The organism is Paenibacillus catalpae, from assembly GCF_900112695.1.
Lineage (GTDB): Bacteria > Bacillota > Bacilli > Paenibacillales > Paenibacillaceae > Pristimantibacillus > Pristimantibacillus catalpae.
The window spans coordinates 1,601,685-1,620,929 of sequence record NZ_FOMT01000001.1 but is presented as its reverse complement, the minus strand read 5'-3'; the positions used below and the strand labels follow the sequence as shown (position 1 = coordinate 1,620,929).

Genomic DNA, 19,245 nt, shown 5'->3' with positions numbered 1-19,245 from the left:
AGCAGGGGCTGCCAGCCTCTGCTTTTTTTATACTAATCGATATGTTATTCGATATTCTGTTCAATCGGCAGGATCAATTCATTCGACAGACTTTCACCGTTGTAGTAGCCGTCTTCATAATGGTAGTTATAGCGGGCGGTGTAGCGTGTTGCGACTTGGGTAAGCGATTCATTGGCGATCTCTTCGGAGTCGGATACATAAATCCAATAGCTGATTATAGCCGTTGACCCGGGAGCCAGAAGGCCAAGAAACACACCTTCCGTGAGCATAAAGGATGGTATCTGATTGTCATTGAGCTGCGGATCAAGGAGATAGAAGCCCAGCGGATAATCACTCCGGTATAAGGTTGCTTCGGCAGCGAGATTTCCTGTGTTTTGTACGGAGATGCTGAAGTAGACAGAGCGTTCAGCCTCATAATACATCGGCTTGGCATGGGCATGAACCGTTATAACTGGCGCGTTAATTTCCGTAGCAACCGGATTGGACATGGCATTTTGCTTAACGACTCTGCCGTCTGTCAGTCTGTAGGTGTAAGTGGCTTCAACCTGATTCAGAATCGGCGGATCGGCGGAACCGGCATAACCGGGCGGAACAATTACCTGATAAGCAACAACAGTAGTAGAACCGGCTACCAAGGTTCCCAGCGAAATTCCTGCAGCCAGTGAATTTCCCTTGCGCGGGGCACCACCGATCGTCAAACTATCGGGGACGAAGGTGGTCCCTTGCGGAATAAGCCGGGAGAGATAGGCATCTACTGCAAAGCTGTTATCATTGGTGACGGTTACGGTATAGGTCAGCTTTGAGCCGGTTGTTGTCCGGGGATGATCGACAGCTAAGCTTACCGTTAAGGATGGAATGGTAACGCTCAGGATAAGCAGATTTGCAGGCGTCCGGTAAGATGTCCCGTTGACCGTATATTCGATATTAGCCTGGAATGGAATTTGGGTTTCGGCGGGCATCTGGGCAAGCCGGATAGCTACCCGGACCGCAACGACTGCACCAGGCGCCAGATATCCGATATAAATTCCCGCAGCAGGATCAATCCAGGGAACAAGAACACCGTCGATAACTACACTGCCGGGGATAAATTCAAACCCTTCCGGCAAGGGAAGAAATACGATGACATTTTCCATCGGCAGCAGGCCGTCATTGCGAATGATCAGATCGTAAAAGATCACGTCTCCCAGGAAGGTTACCGGCGAGCTTAAGCTGGCATGGACAGCTAGCTGGAACGGTACCACTTCAAGAGTTACCTGATTGGACATGACCGAATCCGAGACGACTCTTCCGTCCAAAGTGCTGAAGTTGTAGACCAGCTCTGCTTCATTCCGGAATAGATGGGATGCCGGAATAGCGATGACGATAGCTTGGAAGATGACCTGTACCGAGCTGCCAACCTGGATGCTGCCAAGCGGGATTCCGTTAAGAGGGGAGACTCCCGGCAACGGGGAGCCATCCAGCAGAACACTGTTCGGAATAAAGGATAAACCGGCCGGCAGCGTATCTACCAGCCTCATTTCAGCAGAACGGTTGCCGGTATTGGAGATGAGTATGTTAAACGTTACCGTTTGATTCAAAATGAGCTTCAGAGGAGCAGCGGTTTTATGGGCTGTAAGGATCGGACCGACCAGAGGGGTCTGTACCGTATTGGAATAAGCGACACTCTCGAAGGCTCCGCTTCTGAACCGGACATGCGTCTGGTTCAGAAGCTTGAAGTCTTTGGGCGGGGTCATATCGCGACCACCTGAACATTAAAGGTTACGGTTGCGGAGGCGCCTGCTGCAATTGTGCCAATCGAGATCCCCGTATTCGGGTTGCCCGCAGGCACCTGTATACTGTTCACCGTTACGCTGCCAGGCACAAACACGGTGCCTGTCGGAACAGGGTCGACCAATATCACATTGCTGACTGGGCTTATTCCAAGATTCGTCACCACAATGTTATAAGTGATGACATCGCCTACGACGGCATCAATGGCGGATGTGCTCTTGACGACGGACACATCCGGAGAGGATACCGGAATAGACAGCGTATTGGAGTTGACCGAGCCGGCAATCGTTCTGCCATCGGGCACGAGATAGGAATAGGTGCCGGTTGCCGTATTGACAAGCTGCTGGGATGGCGGCAGGGTTTGGATAATGACTTCATAGGAGACGGATACCACAATCAGATCGCCTGGATTAACAGTACCGACCGAGAAACCGGCGGACGGATTGGCGCCAGGCTGCGGTACTCCGTTAACCTGCACGCTGTTTGGTATAAAGGCGCCGCCGGAAGGAACCGGGTCAGTCAACGTGACTTGTGCCGGAACGTTGCCGGTATTCGTAATATGCAAATCGTAAGTGACCGTATCGCCAACTGTCGCATTGGTCGTATTGGCTGCCTTCTGTATTGCAATAATGGCCTGATAGACCGGCAGGTTGACGGTATTGGAGAACGTTGATCCGGAGAACGCACCGGATGTAAAGGTAGCGCTGGCTTGATTGCTGAGCTGTGCCGGTGCCGGCGACGGAAGCGAAGTAATGGTCAGATTAAAGGTTATGGTTGATGTGATGCCAGGAGCAATCGTGCCGACCGAAATACCTGCTGCAGGAGACGCTCCGGGCCTAGGTAGTCCGTCTACGGTTACGCTGTCAGCGACGAACACAGCGCCGGCAGGAATGGCATCCCCGACAACGACATTATTAATTGGTGCTATGCCGTTATTCGTTACCCCAATCGTATAAGTAACGGTATCCCCAACGACAGCAGTTGGTACGGCAGCAGCTTTGACAACGGCTACGTTAGGTGCGGACACTTGAATAACAAGCGTATTGGAAGTAAGCGATCCGTTTAAGGTGCGCCCGTCCGGAAGCGTATACGCATACGTCGCGGAAGCCTGGTTCGTAAGTTGTTGGCCCGTTGTCAACGACTGAACGATGACGGAGAAGGAGACCGTTGCAGACGTTGTCACGTTTCCGAGCGGAATGCCCGTTGAAGGATCAACACCCGGTACCGGCTGATTATTGACAATTACACTATTCGGAACAAAAACGGTGCCGGCCGGAATGGTATCTGTAATCGTGACATCCGCGCCGTAATTGCCCGTGTTGGATATGGCCACCGTGTACGTAACCGTATCGCCCACGGTAGCATTGGTCGTACTTCCGGTCTTCGCTGCGCTTAGGATCGGCTGATAGACCGGCGTCGAGACCGTATTCGAGAACGTGACTCCCGAAAACGCACCCGAAGTAAAGGTAACAGAGGACTGGTTATTCAGTACAGCCGGAGCAGGCAGGGAAGTTACGATGACATTAAAAACAATCGCAGTGGTTGCACCCGGCGAGATCGCGTCAATGATGATGCCCGTTGCCGGATTTGCTGCCGGCCTCAGGACACCGTCAACGGTAAGAGATCCCGCAACAAAGCTGGATCCGGCTGGAATAGGATCCGTAAACAAGACATTGGAAATCGTGGCAATCCCGCTGTTCGTAATGGTGGTTGCATAAGTAACGGTATCGCCTATCGATACCGCAGTGGACGTTGTGCTCTTCACGACGGCAGCATTTGGCGCTGAGACAGGGAAGGTCACCGTATTGGAGACAACCGTTTCGTTAAAGGGCCTGCCATCAGGAAGGGTATACGATATGCTCGCTGTGCCAGTGTCGGTAAGCTGCTGAGGATTTGGCAGCGTGTCGATAACGACCGAGAACATGACGCCTACTGTTGCGCCTGCAGCGACGGAACCAATCGGAATCCCCGTTACCGGATCAACGCCGGGGACGGGAGCTCCGCCAACTATAACACTGTTTGGCACAAAGGATGTACCGGCAGGAATATTATCGGTTAACGTAATTGTAGACGGATAATTGCCGGTGTTCGAAACAAGAAAAGAATACGTAACCGTCTCGCCAACGGAGGCATTCGAAGTGCTGGAGCTTTTCACCACCGACACAACAGGCCGATAGACCGGTGTTGATACGGTGTTGGAGAAAGCCGTTCCCGAGAAGGCTCCCGAAGTAAAAGTGACCGAAGCTGTATTGTTGAGCACAGCAGGGTCGGGAACCGCATTGACACTGTTACTAAAGATAATCGTTACCGTACCGCCAGGAGGTATGGAGCCAACCGGAATACCGCCAATTGGACTTGCACCGGGCACCGGTGTTCCGTTAACCGTAACAGTCCCAGGGATAAAGGAGGTTCCGGCCGGAGCAGGGTCCGTAAACTGAACATTGTTTATCGTTTCGATTCCGCTGTTCGAAATGACAGCCGTATAGACGATGGTATCGCCTATCGTTACAGCGGTGTAGTTCGCGCTTAAGTCGACCCCGACATTAGGCGCGGAAACAGGGAAGCTCACCGTATTGGAATTGACGGAACCGTTAAGCGTCCGTCCATCCGGAGGTGTGTACGAATAAGCAGCCGTTGCCGTATTGCTGATGACTTGCGGCGATGGAAGAGCAGTGACTACAACCCCGAAGGTGACCGTCGTTGTTCCGCCGGGTGCGACGGAGCCGATATCGATGCCCGTGACAGGGGAGATGCCCGGAAAAGGTACACCGTTTACGATTATACTGTTCTCCGTAAAGGTTGTGCCTGCCGGAATGGTATCCGTCACTATAACCGCTGCCGCCAGGTTGCCTGTATTCGCAACGGACAATGTGTAGATAATGGAGTCGCCAAGCGTGGCATTGCCGGTGCTTGCGCTTTTGGCTATAGCAATTTGCGGCTGCGTGACCGGTGTAACCGTTGTGTTGGAGGCGGTTGTCGCCGAGAAGGTACCGGACGTAAAGCTGGCTGTCGATTGGTTCGTAATCTCTGAAGGGATTGCCATCGTTATGCTCACCTCGAATGTTACGGTAACCGAAGCCCCTGGTGCCAGGCTACCGAGAGATATGCCGGCTTCCGGAGAAGCTGCCGGCCGGGAAACATTTTGAACCAATACACTTCCGGGTACAAAAGCCGCATTCGTTTGAAGCTGGTCACGAAGGACAATGTTATTTACCGCTGCGATGCCGTTATTTGTAAGAACGGACGTAAAGGTCATTGTATCGCCCGTTACTGCAACTGTCCGGCTGACGCTCTTTACAAGCGAGACATTCGGCAGAGCAACTTGCACGGTAACGGTATTGGATAAGGCTGAGCGATTGATGATGCGTCCATTGGAAAGCGTGAAGGTATAGGAAGCAGCCGCTTGATTCACCAGCTGTCTGGATGCCGGATAGGCCACAATATTGACGACATAGCTGACAACCGCGGAGCCTCCGGCAGGTATCACGCCAACAGGTATGCCGGTTACCGGACTTGCGTCGGGAGTAGGAGCACCGTTGATCAATACACTGTTCTCAACAAAGACACTTCCCTCTGGAACCGTATCCGTCAACGTGGCCGTTGCTTCTGTATTCCCGGAATTGGTTAATGTAAAGCTGTAGGAGAACGTATCGCCAACTGTCGCGTTGTCCGTACTTGCTGATTTGCTGATCGAAACAACGGCTTCCGAGGCCGGAGTAGTAACGGTATTCGAGATGGAAGTGCTGGTGAAGGCACCTGAAGTAAAGCCGACGCTTGCGGCATTGCTGAGGGTCCCGGAAGCAGGCAGAGAGACAACGCGAATCTGAAAAGCAACGGTAACCGTCACTCCTGCATTAATCGTTCCCAGTGATATGCCAGCATTTGGATTAGCCAGAGGTGAAGCGACGCTGTTAATGAATACAGTTCCCGTTACAAAGCTTGACCCTGGCGGTACAGGATCGGATAACACCACATTCGTGACGGGAGCAATCCCGTTATTCGTAACGAGAAGCATATAAGTAAGTACATCCTGCAGGGCAGCTGCCGTATCGCTGACTGTTTTCGTTATCGTTACATTTGGCGAGGAAGCCGTAATGGAAATGGAATTGGAGCTGCTGCTTCCGTTTAATGTTCTGCCGCTCGGCAAGGTATAGGAATAAGTAGAGGCTGCCTGGTCAACGAGTACAGGTGGAGACGGCAAGGTGTTCAATAGCGTCTGAAAGGTAACGGTTGATTGACCGTTAGGCGCCAAACTGCCGATTACGATCCCTGATAAAGGCGATGACGCGGGACTGGCAACGCCATTAATCGTCACGGAGCCTGGAACAAAGCTCGAGCCTGCAGGGATATTATCCAAGAGAGTGACGGTTGCTGCCAGATTGCCGGTATTGCGGGCAAGGATGGTGTACGTAATCGTATCGCCGACGGTCGCTGCCGTGCTGCTGGCCAATTTGGTTAAAGGGATAACGGGCTGATAGACCGGCGTTGTTGTACTGTTGGATGCCGCCGTTCCAGAGAAGATTCCAATGGTATAAGAAACATTGGAGCGATTGATAAGCTGTGCGCTGGCCGGCATCGAGCTGACTGCAGCCTGTAAGGTAACGGTTGCGGAGCTGTTTGCAGCAACTGTTCCGACGGCAATTCCCGTAGCCGGGTTCGCAGTCGCATGAGGCGTACCGTCAATCGTAACGCTTCCCGGTACAAAGGCAGTTCCTGCCGGCAATACATCTGTAAGCGATACATTGGTAACGGCTTCCGCTCCGTTGTTCGTAATAACTGACGTATAAGTAAGCGTTTCGCCTACTGCGACATCCGTTACATTGACGGATTTGGCTGCCGTTACATTCGGCAGTGATACGGGAAGCGTTAATGTGTTGGATGCTGCAGAGCCGGATATCGTTCGGCCGTCCGGGGGCGAATAGGTATATGTCGCCGTGCCTTGATCCACAAATTGAGGCGGAGAAGGCAAAGTATTGACCTGAACATCAAAGGTGACGGTAGAGGCTGCACCCGCAGCGACCGATCCAATGGCAACGCCAGCGGCAGGATTGGCACCCGCTACGACAGATCCGTTTACCCGGAAGGTTCCGGTTATAAAGGAGCTGCCGGTTGGAATATTATCGGTAAGCGAGACATTCGCGGCTCTATTCCCGGTATTCGAGACTAATAGGGTATACGTCACTGTACTGCCTACCGTGGCTGTAGTTCGGTTAGAGCTTTTGGCAATCCCGATAATCGGGGAATAGACCGGCGTCGAGACCGTATTGGAAGGGATTACTCCGGTAATATTCTGTCCGCCCGCAACCATCTGGAACGTAAAGGCCGCTTTTGCGCTGTTGGGCAACAGGAAAGTGCTTGGCAGCGAGCTGACGATTGCCCGATAGGTGATCACAACGGAGCTGTTCAAATTCAACGCTCCTAATGGAGCACCTGACAAAATATCGTACGTCGGCCGTGGTATTCCGCCTACGGTTACGCTGCCTCCGACAAAGGTAAGCCCCGCAGGCAGTGCATCGGTGAGAACGACGCTCGCCGCATTGGCTGTACCGGTGTTGCTGACCGTTACGGTGTACGTAATCGTATCCCCAACAACCGCCCCAGCGACACTTGCGCTTTTCACAACGTTTATGATTGGCGAGTTAATATTGATCTGAATGGCATTGGCATTAACGACATAGGCATCTCCTGACGTTGTCAGGATTAGAACGGCAGAGGATTGGTTATTAATGAGGCGTGCGGAAACATCGACATTGGTAATATCCCAGCCTTGCCTTCCAGCTGAAATATTAGATCCCGGAGCACCGTTGGTCTGATTGCGGTTGCCGAATGTGCCGGTCGTATTCAATGCACCTGCGTCATTATTGATTTGGGATGCAAAGAAGTTATTCGCAAAATTATTTGTACCGGATAAGGCTGCTGCTGTTCCCGTTGTAGGGCCGAACAAAGCCTGATCTCCCGTCCGGTTCGCGTCGCCTTCCTGGGCGCTGAATAAAGCTCTTCCCCCGAGAGTGCCGGAAATTGGGGTTGCAAAACCTGTTAGAGTGGTTGATACAGGTCCGGAGTCAGCTTGCACAAGTACAGCTCCGGCACGCAGCGACATATTGCGGAAGGGGAGAGACGTGTTCTGATAAATAACGCCCAGCGTCCATCCGCAATGATTCGCCGTTGTTTCACCGCCAAGAACAATCGTTCCGACAACGTTGCCGGTTCTATAAGTTCCAGCACCGCCTTGTGTAATGAGTGAGGTGACATTGGCTGACCGCACATAAGCAAAAGCTCCGTTACCCAGATTGACCTGATTGCTTGTCGCCGAATCCGGTGAGATACTAAACGTTCCGGCAGGCGTGGTAAAAGTAACCGGGTTATTAATAAACGCACTTAGATCAACCGTCGCATTAATATAAGAGCCGCCCCAGATCAGCTCTGCATAGAGAATGGTGCTGCCTGCCGGCAAGGTCAAGATGGCAGAAGAGCTGTTGCTGGCATAAGCGTTTGTTGTACCGGCGGGATATGTACCATAGACAGATGCGGTATTGGTTGTCGTAAACGCACCTATACTATCCAGCGTACCTGGCACACCCGCCACTTCGGAACGGCTTAAACCAAGCGTATTGCCGGTAAACGTAATCGCTCCGGTAGCATTAAATGTCGCACGAGTGACAAGAGGAATCGGTATCACCCCCTCAAGTTCGCATGAATCTGTCAATGAGGGCAGAAACAGCTGCTTTATGACTTCCTTCCATTCATATGAGCAATAGGCCGGGTTAAAAACTTTTCTTTACTAATTAGATAATGGGGATCAAAAAAAGGCTTGAACCATTGAGGTTCAAGCCTTTTTGATCAAGAACTGACCGGCCTGGACTGCGGAGCGCCGGATGAGACCGTGTTCTCTTTATTAATCATGGAATGAATAAGGAATGTGGTAACGGACAGCGCCGCCGTAATGACAGCAAGCCATGCCACCGGCGTCAATCCGCCGCCATCATATAATCCGCCCATCATATACGGGCCGATTACCCGTCCGGCTGAACCGATTCCGCCGGTGAGACCAAGGTAGAACGGGGCATGTTTTCCGCTGTTCTCGCTTAGAAACGCTGGTATGGCCGGAGCAATCAGCATCTCTCCAAATGTAGTCAGAATCATGCCGAGCACCATTCCCGGGAAGCTGTGCATCGCAAGAATGACGACATAGCCGCTCATATATAGAACAGCGCTGGAGGTCAGCTGAGCTTTTATGGAGTTTGCCGCAACGCGTTTGATCAGTTTGGTTACCGGCTGGGCGACAAAGATCAGAATACCGTTTAGCGTCCAGAGATAGCCAAACATCTGCTTCGACATCCCGTGCTCGATAATAAAAGGAGAGACGCCCGTATTCCAGATGCTGTTGCCCAGATTAATCAGCATGCCTCCAAGGGCCATAAATAAGTAGAGCCGCACGTCGGTCATAAGGAGCCACAGGCTTGTTCCCGCTGAAGCACGCTTCTTCAGCTTTATTGCCGCGTCATTCCCGCCGCCGGTTCCGATCCGCTGAAGATAGAAGAGGAAGAACAAGGAAAACACGCCGGATGTAACGCCATTCAAGACAAAGCTGAGAGAGTAGGAGACATCGGCGAGAAAGCCGCTGAGCGCGGTACCTACCGCCACTCCGATATTGTTGGCAATGTAGACAATATTGAAGAGCTCGCCCCGTTGATCGGCAAAGCGGAAGCCGATAAAAGCCTGGATGGCCGGCATGGAAAGGGCGTTAAACAATCCGATTAAGCCCATCATGACGATAAATACCGTCCAAGCATGGCTGAGCGCCGGCAGGAGCAGAAGACCCGCTGCATTTAAGGCCAAGGCGCCAATGATGAGCTTTTTTACGCCAACACGGTGATAAAGCGCACCGCCAAGCAGCTGACCCGCGATCCCGCCAATGGATTGTACAAGAATGACGAGACCGGCATCGGACATGCTGCGTCCAAGCTGGTCGAAGACAAACATCGTGACCAGCGGCCACATCAGCGCGCTGCCGATGGCGTTAATAAGACTTGCGAGAAGGAAAACTTTAATCTCTTTCGGGTATTGCGATAATGTTCTCATGGTGGTTACAGGCTCCTGAATGTTAAACATGATGTAAGCCACTATTATACCTTAAGCCTTGCTCAAAAGACGAAGGATATTTTTTGACTATTTATGCTATCCCTTTTGCCCATACTGGCTTCGGTAATCCCTAGGGGAGAGGCGGACATGGGTCTTGAATACACGCTCGAACTGGGACAAGCTTTCAAATCCGACCTCAGCCGCAATTTCCGTAATTCGTTCATCCGTCTCCTTAAGCTGCTGCTGCGCTTCCTTCACGCGGGTAATGCCGATATATTCCGTTAATCCAAAGCCGGTGTACTTCTTGAACGTTCGGCTGAGATAACTGCTGCTGAGATGAAACTGCCGGCTTAAGCTGTCCAATGTAAGCGGCTCCCGAAAATGTCCGGCGATATAGCTGGCTATCTCCATTGCTTTGGCAGCAGCCGGGGAGGGAGGGGCGGAACTGTCGTTAGACTCCGGCTTCATATTAATCGCATGGCGGGCTGCGAACAAGAGCGCTTCGGCTACGGCATGGCGGATCGGCATTTCATGTCCCGGGGGACGCTCCTGCACTTCCTGGAGCAGACCGTAAAGCAGCTGTTCGAACCGAAGGCGTTCCTGATGAGCAAGACGCAGTACGCGGCGCGAGCCAAGGAAGGGAGACAGAAGCAGCGCGGCTTCTTCCTTCGCGTACCGCTCGAAATATTTTTCATTATAGTAGAGGACGATCCTTGCATGGTTCGGGACCCCCGTATCCGAAGTTTTGTGCAGCTCGTTGCCCGGAATCAGGACCAGATCACCGGCTTGAATCGGATAAGTACGGTCTTTGATGAAATACTGCCGTTCCCCGCTAAACAAATAATAGAGCTCATATTGGCCGTGTATATGCTCGACGGACATCGTGAAATGCCCCTTGCGCTTGTTATACTCCAGAAAAAATAAATCCTCTGCATCTCCATAGATCAATTCGTTACTTAATTGCATGATGGAAGACCCCCGGTATGACAAAATATGCGGTATAGAATTAATTCTAGCATATATTGCGGAGATATTGAGCAGATATTGCTGTACATTTTGAATATAAGAAATCATATTCCAGCCAATAAGGAGATGTACGTTCATGTCTAACAAGAAAACCTATGTGCAAGTCGGAACCGGAGGCCGCGCGGAATTCTTTTATGGGGCGATTGCCACTACCTACCGCGAAACGTCGGAGCTGCTTGCTTTTTGCGATATGAATCAGACCCGCATGGATTACGCGAACAAGCTTCTGCAAGACAAATATGATTACCCGGCAGTCAAGACGTATATGAGCGATGAATTCGAACGCATGATCGAAGAAATCAAGCCGCAATTTGTTATTGTGACGACAGTTGACCGTACCCATCATCAGTATATTATCCGTGCGCTGGAGCTTGGCTGCGATGTCATTACGGAGAAGCCGATGACGGTGGATGAGGAGAAATGCCAGGAGATTCTGGATGCCGTGGAACGGACGGGACGCCAGGTGCGCGTAACGTTCAATTATCGATATGCGCCGCATCATACGAAAGCCAGGGAGCTTATTGAAAACGGTACCATCGGCGATGTGACCTCCGTTCATTTCGAATGGCTGCTGAACATCCAGCATGGCGCGGATTACTTCCGCAGATGGCACCGCGACAAGCGCAACAGCGGCGGACTGCTTGTTCACAAGTCGACCCATCACTTTGACCTCGTTAACTTCTGGATCGGCTCGGAGCCGGAAACCGTATTTGCCATGGGAGACCTGCTCTTCTACGGCAGGGAAAATGCGGAGAAACGCGGGGTAACGAAATTTTATGACCGTGCAACCGGCAATCCGAATGCGAAGGACGACCCGTTTGCGCTGCCGCTTGATGACAACGAGCATCTGAAAGCGATGTATTACGATGCGGAGAAGGAAGACGGCTATCGCCGCGACCAGAGCGTATTCGGCGACGGCATCTCGATCGAGGATACGATGAGCGTCATGGTTCGCTACAAGAACAAAGCTTTGCTGACCTATTCGCTTAATGCCTACCTGCCTTGGGAAGGCTACCGGATTGCGTTCAACGGTACGAAAGGCCGTATCGAAATGACCGTTATTGAGCAGTCTTACGTCAACTCCGGCGGTGATAAGGCGCTCGAAGGCGCGGTTAAAGGCGTAAGCATCATCGTATTCCCGATGTTCGGCGAAGCTTACAAAGCTGAGTTTGAGGAAGGCGAAGGCGGTCATGGCGGCGGAGATCCGGTTCTCCTGAACGATATCTTTGGCATACCGGTAGAAGACCGCTTCAAACGCGCAGCCAACCATATCGATGGAGCACGTTCCATTCTCACGGGTATTGCAGCAAACAAATCGATCCGTACAGGCCAATCGGTTAAAGTCGATGACCTGGTACGATTTTACGAATAGGAGTGAGACGGATGAAGGGTTTTATGAATGATCAATTTCTATTGAATAGCGACACCGCTGTCCGTTTATACGAGCATTTCGCAAAGCCGATGCCGATTATCGACTATCATTGCCATCTGGATCCAAAAACGATCTACGAGAACAAACCTTTCAGCAATTTGACGGAAGTGTGGCTGTACGGGGATCATTACAAATGGCGTGCGATGCGTGCTAACGGAAATGCAGAAGAGTATGTGACCGGCGGTGATGGAGTCAGCGATTATGACCGGTTTCTCGCTTATGCCCGCACCGTTCCGATGGCGATCGGCAATCCGCTGTACCACTGGTCCCATCTGGAGCTGAAGCGTTTGTTCGGCATTGAAGAGATCATTAACGAGAAGAATGCTCCGGTCATTTGGGAGAAAGCGAGCAAAGTGTTCGAAGGCAAAGGGATGACGCCTCAGGAGCTGGTTCGTGTATCGAATGTCCGTGTCGTATGTACAACGGATGATCCTGCGGATTCTCTTGAATATCATATCAAGCTGATGGAAGAAGACCGCCATGGCTTCCAAGTACGGCCTTCGTTCCGTCCGGACAAGGCGCTTGAGATCAATCGCGCTACTTTCCTGCCATGGATCAGCCGACTGCAGGAGGTCTGCGGTTATGATGTAACCGATTATAGCCTGCTGCTGAAAGCTTTGAAGGAAAGAGTAGAGTTCTTCCACCAGACCGGCTGTCTATTGTCCGACCATGCCATTGATACGGTTATGTATGCCGATGCTTCAGAAGAGCAAGCGGCAGCGATCTATGCGAAAGCGATTCGCGGTGAGGCGGTAAGTACGGAGGAAGAGGCGCAGTACAAAACGTATACCTTGGTGTATTTGTCCCGTCTTTATGCCGATCATGGCTGGGCGATGCAGCTCCATATTCATGCCCACCGCAATAACAATACGGCGATGATGAAACGCCTTGGCCCCGACACGGGGTACGATTCCATCAACACCGGGCAGCTGGCGGGACCGCTTGTCCGGCTGCTCGACAGCATGGAGGAGAACGGAGGGCTGCCGCGTACCATTTTGTATTCCTTGAATGCATCGGATAACGACGTTTTGGCTGCGATCATCGGAAGCTTCCAGGACGGTACGATTCCTGGCAAAATCCAGCTTGGTTCGGCTTGGTGGTTCAACGATACGATTGACGGCATGCTTGCTCAAATGAAATCCCTTGCGAATATGGGTCTGATCAGCCGGTTTGTCGGCATGCTGACGGATTCGCGGAGCTTCTTGTCTTATCCGCGCCATGAATACTTCCGCCGCCTTCTATGCAATCTGCTGGGCGATTGGGTGGAGTCCGGTCAAGTGCCGGCGGATATGGAGCTTCTCGGATCAATCGTAGAAGGCATCTGCTACCGTAATGCCGAGCAATATTTCCGGTTCGGCTCGGAATCTTCCAGCATAAAAGTACAGGCGGAGGTTGCACAATGAGCCGATTGATCAATGATCTTCCGCAGCTTAATTACGCCAGCCTTCAGGAAGGAGAGGCTTCATCCTATGACAGGATGAAGTCTTATCCCGTTAAGGTGCTGCAAATTGGCGAAGGCAACTTCCTCCGCGGCTTTGTGGATTGGATGATTCACCGCTGCAATGAGCAAGGGCTCTTCGAGGGCAGTATTGCGGTGTCGCAGCCGCGCCCAACGGGTGCAGCGAAGCTGCAAGAGCTGAAAGAGCAGGACGGACTCTATTATCAGTGGATCAGAGGCTTGCATGAGGGGGAACTCGTTGACCGGCGCGAGCTGATTTCCGTATTTTCGGCCTTTATCGATCCTTATCAGGAATGGGACCGATTTCTCGCTATGGCGGCTAACCCGGAGCTGGAGCTGGTTGTATCCAATACAACGGAAGCAGGCTTGGTGTACCACTCTTCCGATTGGGCGCCGGATCAGCCGATCTTATCTTACCCGGGCAAGCTGACGCTGCTCTTGTATCGCAGATTTGAGCATTTCGGAGGCGAGCCGTCAAAGGGGTTGCTTCTGCTGCCTTGCGAGCTCGTGGAGCGGAACGGAGATAAGCTTCGCGACATCGTATTGCAGCATGCGGCAGATTGGAAGCTGCCTGAAGCTTTTGCCAATTGGATCCGCGCGCATAACCGTTTCCTGAATTCGCTCGTTGACCGGATCGTTACCGGCTTCCCGGCAGAGGAAGCAGATGACCGTTATGCGGAATGGGGAATCAAGGACCGTCTCCTTAATGCGGCTGAGCCTTATCATATATGGGCGATTGAAGGGGAAGAGGAGCTGGATGAACGGCTGCCGTTCGTGAAGGCCGGCTTAAACGTCGTATGGACGAATGATCTGCAGTCCTATCAGCTTCGCAAGGTCCGTATTCTTAACGGCGCCCATACATGGATGGCCGCTTACGGACTGCTTCACGGTTTGAGCGAAGTAAGAGAAGTTGTTGAGCATCCGGCCATCGGCGAGCAACTTCGCCAAGTTGTTTTTCATGAGATCATCCCGTCAATGCCGCTTCCGGAAGCGGAGATGAAGGTGTATGCCGAGCAGGTGCTGGAGCGCTTCGCCAATCCTTATGTCCGGCATAAGCTGACGGATATTGCCATGAACAGTCTATCCAAGTTTAAGGTCCGCCTGCTGCCGACATTAGCGGCTTATTATGAGCGGAGAGGTGACCTGCCGCCGTTTATTGTTAAAGCATTTGCTTCCTTGCTCAAGCTGTACCGTGTTCGCCAGACTGAAGAAGGCACTTTTGCAGGTACTAGATTAGATGGCAGTAAACTGGTTATTCGTGATGATGCCGCTGTTCTTTCGGAGCTTGCCGCGTTATGGAATAAAGCGGACAGCGGCGAGATCAGCGTGAAAGAACTGCTGTCGGATATTCTAGGCCGGTCATCCTGGTGGGGCAGTAATCTAAATGAGATGAATGGCTTGCTAGAATCACTGGCAGATGAGTTTGCAATAATGGAGGAACAAGCATGAGAAATACGACCATTACTAACGCAACACTCCTTCATCCTCAGGATGATGTAGTTATCGCATTACGCGATATCGAGCCTGGCGAGATCGTGAGATGGCCGGCAGCAGACGGCAGCGAGCAATCCGTTGCTGTTGCGGATGCGATTCCCCGCGGTCATAAAATCATTATCCAACCGGTTGCTGCAGGCGTTCATGTCCATAAATTCGGCTATTCGATCGGCGTTGCCAAAGAGGATATTACGCCTGGCCGCTGGGTTCATACCCATAATCTTCGTACCGGATTAGGTGAGGTTCTGGAGTACGAATATAAGCCCATGCAAGAATCGGGGGCTTCAACTCCAGCTGCCCAAACCAGCTGCCCGAAAACCTTCAAAGGTTATGTGCGCGAAGATGGCGAGGTAGGCATCCGCAATGAAATCTGGATTATTAATACGGTTGGCTGCATCAATAAGACTTGTGAAACCCTCGCAAGACTCGCCGGCCGGCAGTTCGAAGGACGGGAGATTGACGGCGTGTATCATTTCCCGCATCCATACGGATGCTCCCAGCTTGGAGATGATCTGACGGCAACGCAGAAGCTGCTTTCGGCACTTGTCCGGCACGGTAATGCTGCGGGCGTGCTGGTCATTGGCCTTGGCTGTGAGAATAACCAGATTGATGTCTTCAAGAAGGAGATTGGGGACTATAATCCTGACCGCGTGAAGTTCCTGAAATCCCAAGAGGTTGAAGATGAGCTGGAAGAAGGGCTGAAGCTGATCGAAGAGCTGGTCGAATATGCCGGTCGGTTCAAACGTCAGGAGCTGCCTCTCTCGAAGCTGCGTATCGGTCTGAAATGCGGCGGTTCTGACGGCTTCTCCGGTATTACCGCTAATCCGCTTGTCGGACGTGTAGCGGATGCTATAACGGCTGCTGGCGGTACGGCGCTGCTAACGGAAGTGCCGGAAATGTTTGGCGCGGAGACGATATTGATGGACCGTGCGGCTGATGAACAAGTCTTCCATGGAATCGTTAATTTAGTGAATGATTTCAAAGGCTATTTCATCCGTCACGGGCAGGAGATTTACGAGAATCCGTCACCGGGCAATAAAGACGGTGGTATTACAACCCTGGAAGAGAAGTCGCTTGGATGCACGCAAAAGGGCGGGCATGCAACCGTAACAGACGTTCTGCCGTACGGCGAACCGTCCAGGAAGCCTGGTTTAAACCTTGTGCAGGCGCCAGGCAACGACCTTGTGTCGGTTACGGCGTTATCGGCGGCAGGTGCACATATTGTCCTGTTTACGACGGGACGCGGAACACCGTTTGGCGGCCCTGTGCCAACGGTGAAGATTTCGACGAACACCCAGCTTGCGGAACGCAAGAAGAATTGGATCGACTTCAACGCCGGCCAGCTAATTGAAGGCAAGCGAATGGAAGAGCTGCAGGAAGAGCTGCTTGAGCAGATCGTTGAGCTGGCTTCTGGAGACAGGGAGACCCATAACGAACGCAACGGTTTCCGTGAAATTGCCATTTTCAAAGACGGCGTTATTCTTTAATGTGAGATACCCGGGAAGCCGCTGAGACGGTTTCCCGGGTATTTTGGTTTTGAAGGCTGACTTCAAGTCATGTATACTAATAGGCACTTACATCATATTTAGGAGGCCTATTCCGATGAGCCAGCGTTACCGTATTACTAGATCGTTGAAAGAAACAGGCAATGTGCAAGACCTGACTTTAGAAGAATGCAAACAGCTTTTTGAATCCAAGCCGGATTTTGAATATAGCGCTGTCTTTACCGTGAAGGGCCCTGAAAGCACAATGTCTATCGAAGGAGATTTCTTCATGTGGAGCTTTGGGGATGTCCAGATTCCGTTCCGGCTCTATAGCGGAGACCTGTATGTATCAGGCAGCAACGAAGCAGTCATTCCCAAGATGCTGGAGATCGCAAGCGAGCTTGAAGCGGATATTGTGGAAGGCTGATAAAAAAACAACTCCGATCCCCGGAGTTGTTTTTTTTAATCTATTTGGCTTTTGGCTTGCTCACCAGCAAAACGGTTACGCGCAGCACCCATTCCAAACACAAAGATCAGCAGACTTGCAACTATAAGCATCGCAATCGATACCGTCCAATGATGCGTTGCGTCATGAATGACGCCAAAGACAAGCGGACCAACTGCAGCAAGCAGATAACCAACCGATTGCGCCATTCCGGACAACTCGGCTGCAGCCTGTGTCGTACGGGTGCGTAAGGTGAAGAATAGCATCGCGAGACTAAAGGAGCCTGCCCCCGCAATGCCGATCAGCACGGACCATAGAGGGACAAGGGAATTGTTATCTATAAGCAGTCCGCCAATGCCCAGAAGATACAGCAGTGTCGTGATGGCGACGAGCATTCGCTGGTTCTTCATCCGGCTCGCGATAATAGGAACAACGAAGGTGAAAGGCAGCATGGAGAACTGGATAAGCGACAGCATCCAGCCTGCTGAGTCGCTCGACATCCCCCGGCTATTCAATATTTCCGGAAACCAGGCAACCAGGTTATAAAAGATAAAGGATTGCAGCCCCATAAATAAGGTTACCTGCCAGGCAAGTGGGGAGCGCCACAGCTTGGCTTCTCCCGCGCTATTGTTAGCTTGGGAAACGGCAGCCATCCCTTGCCGGGTATAGCTCATTCTTGGCAGCCAGCAGATGATGCCAACCGCTGTCAGCACCAGCCAGCAGCTGAGGGCACCTTGCCAGCCAAAGCCGGCATCACGTGCAAGCGGAACGCTGATGCCTGAAGCAAGCGCTCCGCATATATTCATCGATACCGAATAGATCCCGGTCATTAAGCCTATTTTGTTAGAGAAATCTCTTTTGACAAGGCTGGGAATCAACACATTACAAACGGCAATAGACAAGCCGATCATCATGGTGCCGCCAAACAGGGCAACACTGCTTGAGATGGAACGGCATAGCGTTCCGACCCCGATAAAGATAAGCGCACACATAATGACGCGTTCGACTCCATATCGCCGGGCGAGCTGCGCGGCAAAAGGGGACATAAACGTAAAAGCTAGCAAGGGAACCGTAGTCAGCAGTCCTGCTACCGAATTGGATATCCCAGTTGACTCGCGGATATAGCTGACGAGTGGTCCAACCGACGTTATTGGAGCCCTTAAATTGGCGGCGACAAATATAATACTTATGGCAAGAAGCAGTCCAGAAGCTTTTTTAATATCCGGTTTTGCTATTTTATTGATCTGTTCCATGCGGGTTCAGTCCTCCGGTGATGTCTTCATTCTGAAAATGCTCCTGTGTTTCGTGTATATATTGCTGAACCAACGCTGCCGCCTTGGTGCTGTTCTGATCGGTTATCGCTTCAAGCAGCAACGCATGGTTGTGATAGAAAGACAGAAAATCGACCTGGTTAAACATCTCGACAAGAATAGGCGGCAAGCTGTCTGAAATGTAATCATACAGCTCGATGAGCAATCCGTTGCGGGAAGAGGAGACTATGGTCTGGTGGAACTCAAGATCCCATCGGGCATAAGCATGAGCGTCTTCGGTTTGAATAGCCTGCTTACTCTGCTTGAGGCAATGAGCCATCCGCTCCAAATCTTCTTTGTCCCGGCGCTCTGCTGCAAGGTGAGCAGCCTCTCTTTCCAGTGCATGTCTGACTGCCAGCGTTTCAAGCCAATTGGAACGCAGGATCCGTTTCTTTAAGATCGGGCCAAGCGCACTGGAGGAGCACACGTATGTACCGTCTCCTTGTCTTGTTTTTAATAAACCGGCATGGGTTAATGCTCGAATCGCTTCGCGCAAAGTATTGCGGCTGACTTGCAGCTGCTCCATCAGCTCAGGCTCAGGGGGGATTCTCGTGCCGACAGCCCATGCGCCGGAAGCAATCAAGCTTTCGATTTGCTCGGCAACTTGCTCTACAAGCGTTAACCGCTTTGTTTGCTTTAACATGTTGAAGCTCCTTTCCATTCGTTCAAACGTAGGATGTTTGGTTATTTTACCTTGAAAGAAGCGATTTTGCAATGAAAAAAAGACCATTTCTCGTAAATGC

Annotated in this window: 11 protein-coding genes; 5 read left to right on the top strand and 6 right to left on the bottom strand. The window is 51.7% G+C overall.

Features of this window, described 5'->3' with window-relative positions:
* Nucleotides 1–44 precede the first annotated feature (44 nt).
* From BM200_RS07000 to BM200_RS06985, 4 genes are all read right to left on the bottom strand, one after another.
* Nucleotides 45–1,733, bottom strand: coding sequence for a DUF11 domain-containing protein (locus BM200_RS07000; protein WP_091183035.1), 1,689 nt, complete (start codon nt 1,731–1,733; stop codon nt 45–47).
* Nucleotides 1,730–8,449 (bottom strand): DUF7507 domain-containing protein, encoded by a 6,720-nt coding sequence (locus BM200_RS06995; RefSeq protein ID WP_091183577.1) that lies wholly within the window; start codon nt 8,447–8,449, stop codon nt 1,730–1,732. The genes BM200_RS07000 and BM200_RS06995 overlap by 4 nt, the downstream gene beginning before the upstream one ends.
* Before the next feature lie 161 nt (nt 8,450–8,610).
* The gene (locus BM200_RS06990; RefSeq protein ID WP_091183032.1) at nt 8,611–9,852 is read right to left on the bottom strand and encodes an MFS transporter; all 1,242 of its coding nucleotides are present in this window, start codon (nt 9,850–9,852) and stop codon (nt 8,611–8,613) included.
* Between the two features lie 96 nt (nt 9,853–9,948).
* Nucleotides 9,949–10,818 carry an AraC family transcriptional regulator gene (locus BM200_RS06985; protein WP_175532764.1) on the bottom strand — a complete coding sequence of 290 codons (870 nt, stop codon included), beginning with the start codon at nt 10,816–10,818 and terminating at the stop codon, nt 9,949–9,951.
* 136 nt (nt 10,819–10,954) lie between these two features.
* Between BM200_RS06985 and BM200_RS06980 the strand changes: the two genes are divergently transcribed.
* From BM200_RS06980 to BM200_RS06960, 5 genes are all read left to right on the top strand, one after another.
* A complete protein-coding gene (locus BM200_RS06980) occupies nt 10,955–12,250 on the top strand; it encodes a Gfo/Idh/MocA family protein (protein ID WP_091183027.1) in 1,296 nt (431 codons plus the stop codon).
* Between the two features lie 11 nt (nt 12,251–12,261).
* Complete coding sequence (gene uxaC / locus BM200_RS06975; RefSeq protein ID WP_091183025.1) at nt 12,262–13,713, top strand: glucuronate isomerase; 1,452 nt, start codon at nt 12,262–12,264, stop codon at nt 13,711–13,713.
* A complete protein-coding gene (locus tag BM200_RS06970; protein ID WP_091183023.1) occupies nt 13,710–15,218 on the top strand; it encodes a tagaturonate reductase in 1,509 nt (502 codons plus the stop codon). The genes uxaC and BM200_RS06970 overlap by 4 nt, the downstream gene beginning before the upstream one ends.
* Entirely contained in the window at nt 15,215–16,750 is a 1,536-nt protein-coding gene (locus BM200_RS06965; RefSeq protein WP_175532763.1) for a UxaA family hydrolase, read from the top strand. Before BM200_RS06970 ends, BM200_RS06965 begins: the two co-directional genes overlap by 4 nt.
* Nucleotides 16,751–16,865: 115 nt before the next feature.
* Nucleotides 16,866–17,174 carry a hypothetical protein gene (locus BM200_RS06960; protein ID WP_091183020.1) on the top strand — a complete coding sequence of 103 codons (309 nt, stop codon included), beginning with the start codon at nt 16,866–16,868 and terminating at the stop codon, nt 17,172–17,174.
* 35 nt (nt 17,175–17,209) lie between these two features.
* Here BM200_RS06960 and BM200_RS06955 read toward each other — a convergent pair whose 3' ends face one another.
* Both BM200_RS06955 and BM200_RS06950 read right to left on the bottom strand, forming a co-directional pair.
* The gene (locus BM200_RS06955) at nt 17,210–18,445 is read right to left on the bottom strand and encodes a CynX/NimT family MFS transporter (RefSeq protein WP_091183018.1); all 1,236 of its coding nucleotides are present in this window, start codon (nt 18,443–18,445) and stop codon (nt 17,210–17,212) included.
* The gene (locus BM200_RS06950; RefSeq protein WP_091183016.1) at nt 18,429–19,145 is read right to left on the bottom strand and encodes a FadR/GntR family transcriptional regulator; all 717 of its coding nucleotides are present in this window, start codon (nt 19,143–19,145) and stop codon (nt 18,429–18,431) included. The genes BM200_RS06955 and BM200_RS06950 overlap by 17 nt, the downstream gene beginning before the upstream one ends.
* Nucleotides 19,146–19,245 lie beyond the last annotated feature (100 nt).

Coding starts and splice junctions, on each gene's coding strand:
- BM200_RS07000 (WP_091183035.1), bottom strand. CDS start 1,733: ATGACCCCGCCCAAAGACTTCAAGCTTCTGAACCAGACGCATGTCCGG.
- BM200_RS06990 (WP_091183032.1), bottom strand. CDS start 9,852: ATGAGAACATTATCGCAATACCCGAAAGAGATTAAAGTTTTCCTTCTC.
- BM200_RS06985 (WP_175532764.1), bottom strand. CDS start 10,818: ATGCAATTAAGTAACGAATTGATCTATGGAGATGCAGAGGATTTATTT.
- BM200_RS06980 (WP_091183027.1), top strand. CDS start 10,955: ATGTCTAACAAGAAAACCTATGTGCAAGTCGGAACCGGAGGCCGCGCG.
- uxaC (WP_091183025.1), top strand. CDS start 12,262: ATGAAGGGTTTTATGAATGATCAATTTCTATTGAATAGCGACACCGCT.
- BM200_RS06970 (WP_091183023.1), top strand. CDS start 13,710: ATGAGCCGATTGATCAATGATCTTCCGCAGCTTAATTACGCCAGCCTT.
- BM200_RS06965 (WP_175532763.1), top strand. CDS start 15,215: ATGAGAAATACGACCATTACTAACGCAACACTCCTTCATCCTCAGGAT.
- BM200_RS06960 (WP_091183020.1), top strand. CDS start 16,866: ATGAGCCAGCGTTACCGTATTACTAGATCGTTGAAAGAAACAGGCAAT.
- BM200_RS06955 (WP_091183018.1), bottom strand. CDS start 18,445: ATGGAACAGATCAATAAAATAGCAAAACCGGATATTAAAAAAGCTTCT.
- BM200_RS06950 (WP_091183016.1), bottom strand. CDS start 19,145: ATGTTAAAGCAAACAAAGCGGTTAACGCTTGTAGAGCAAGTTGCCGAG.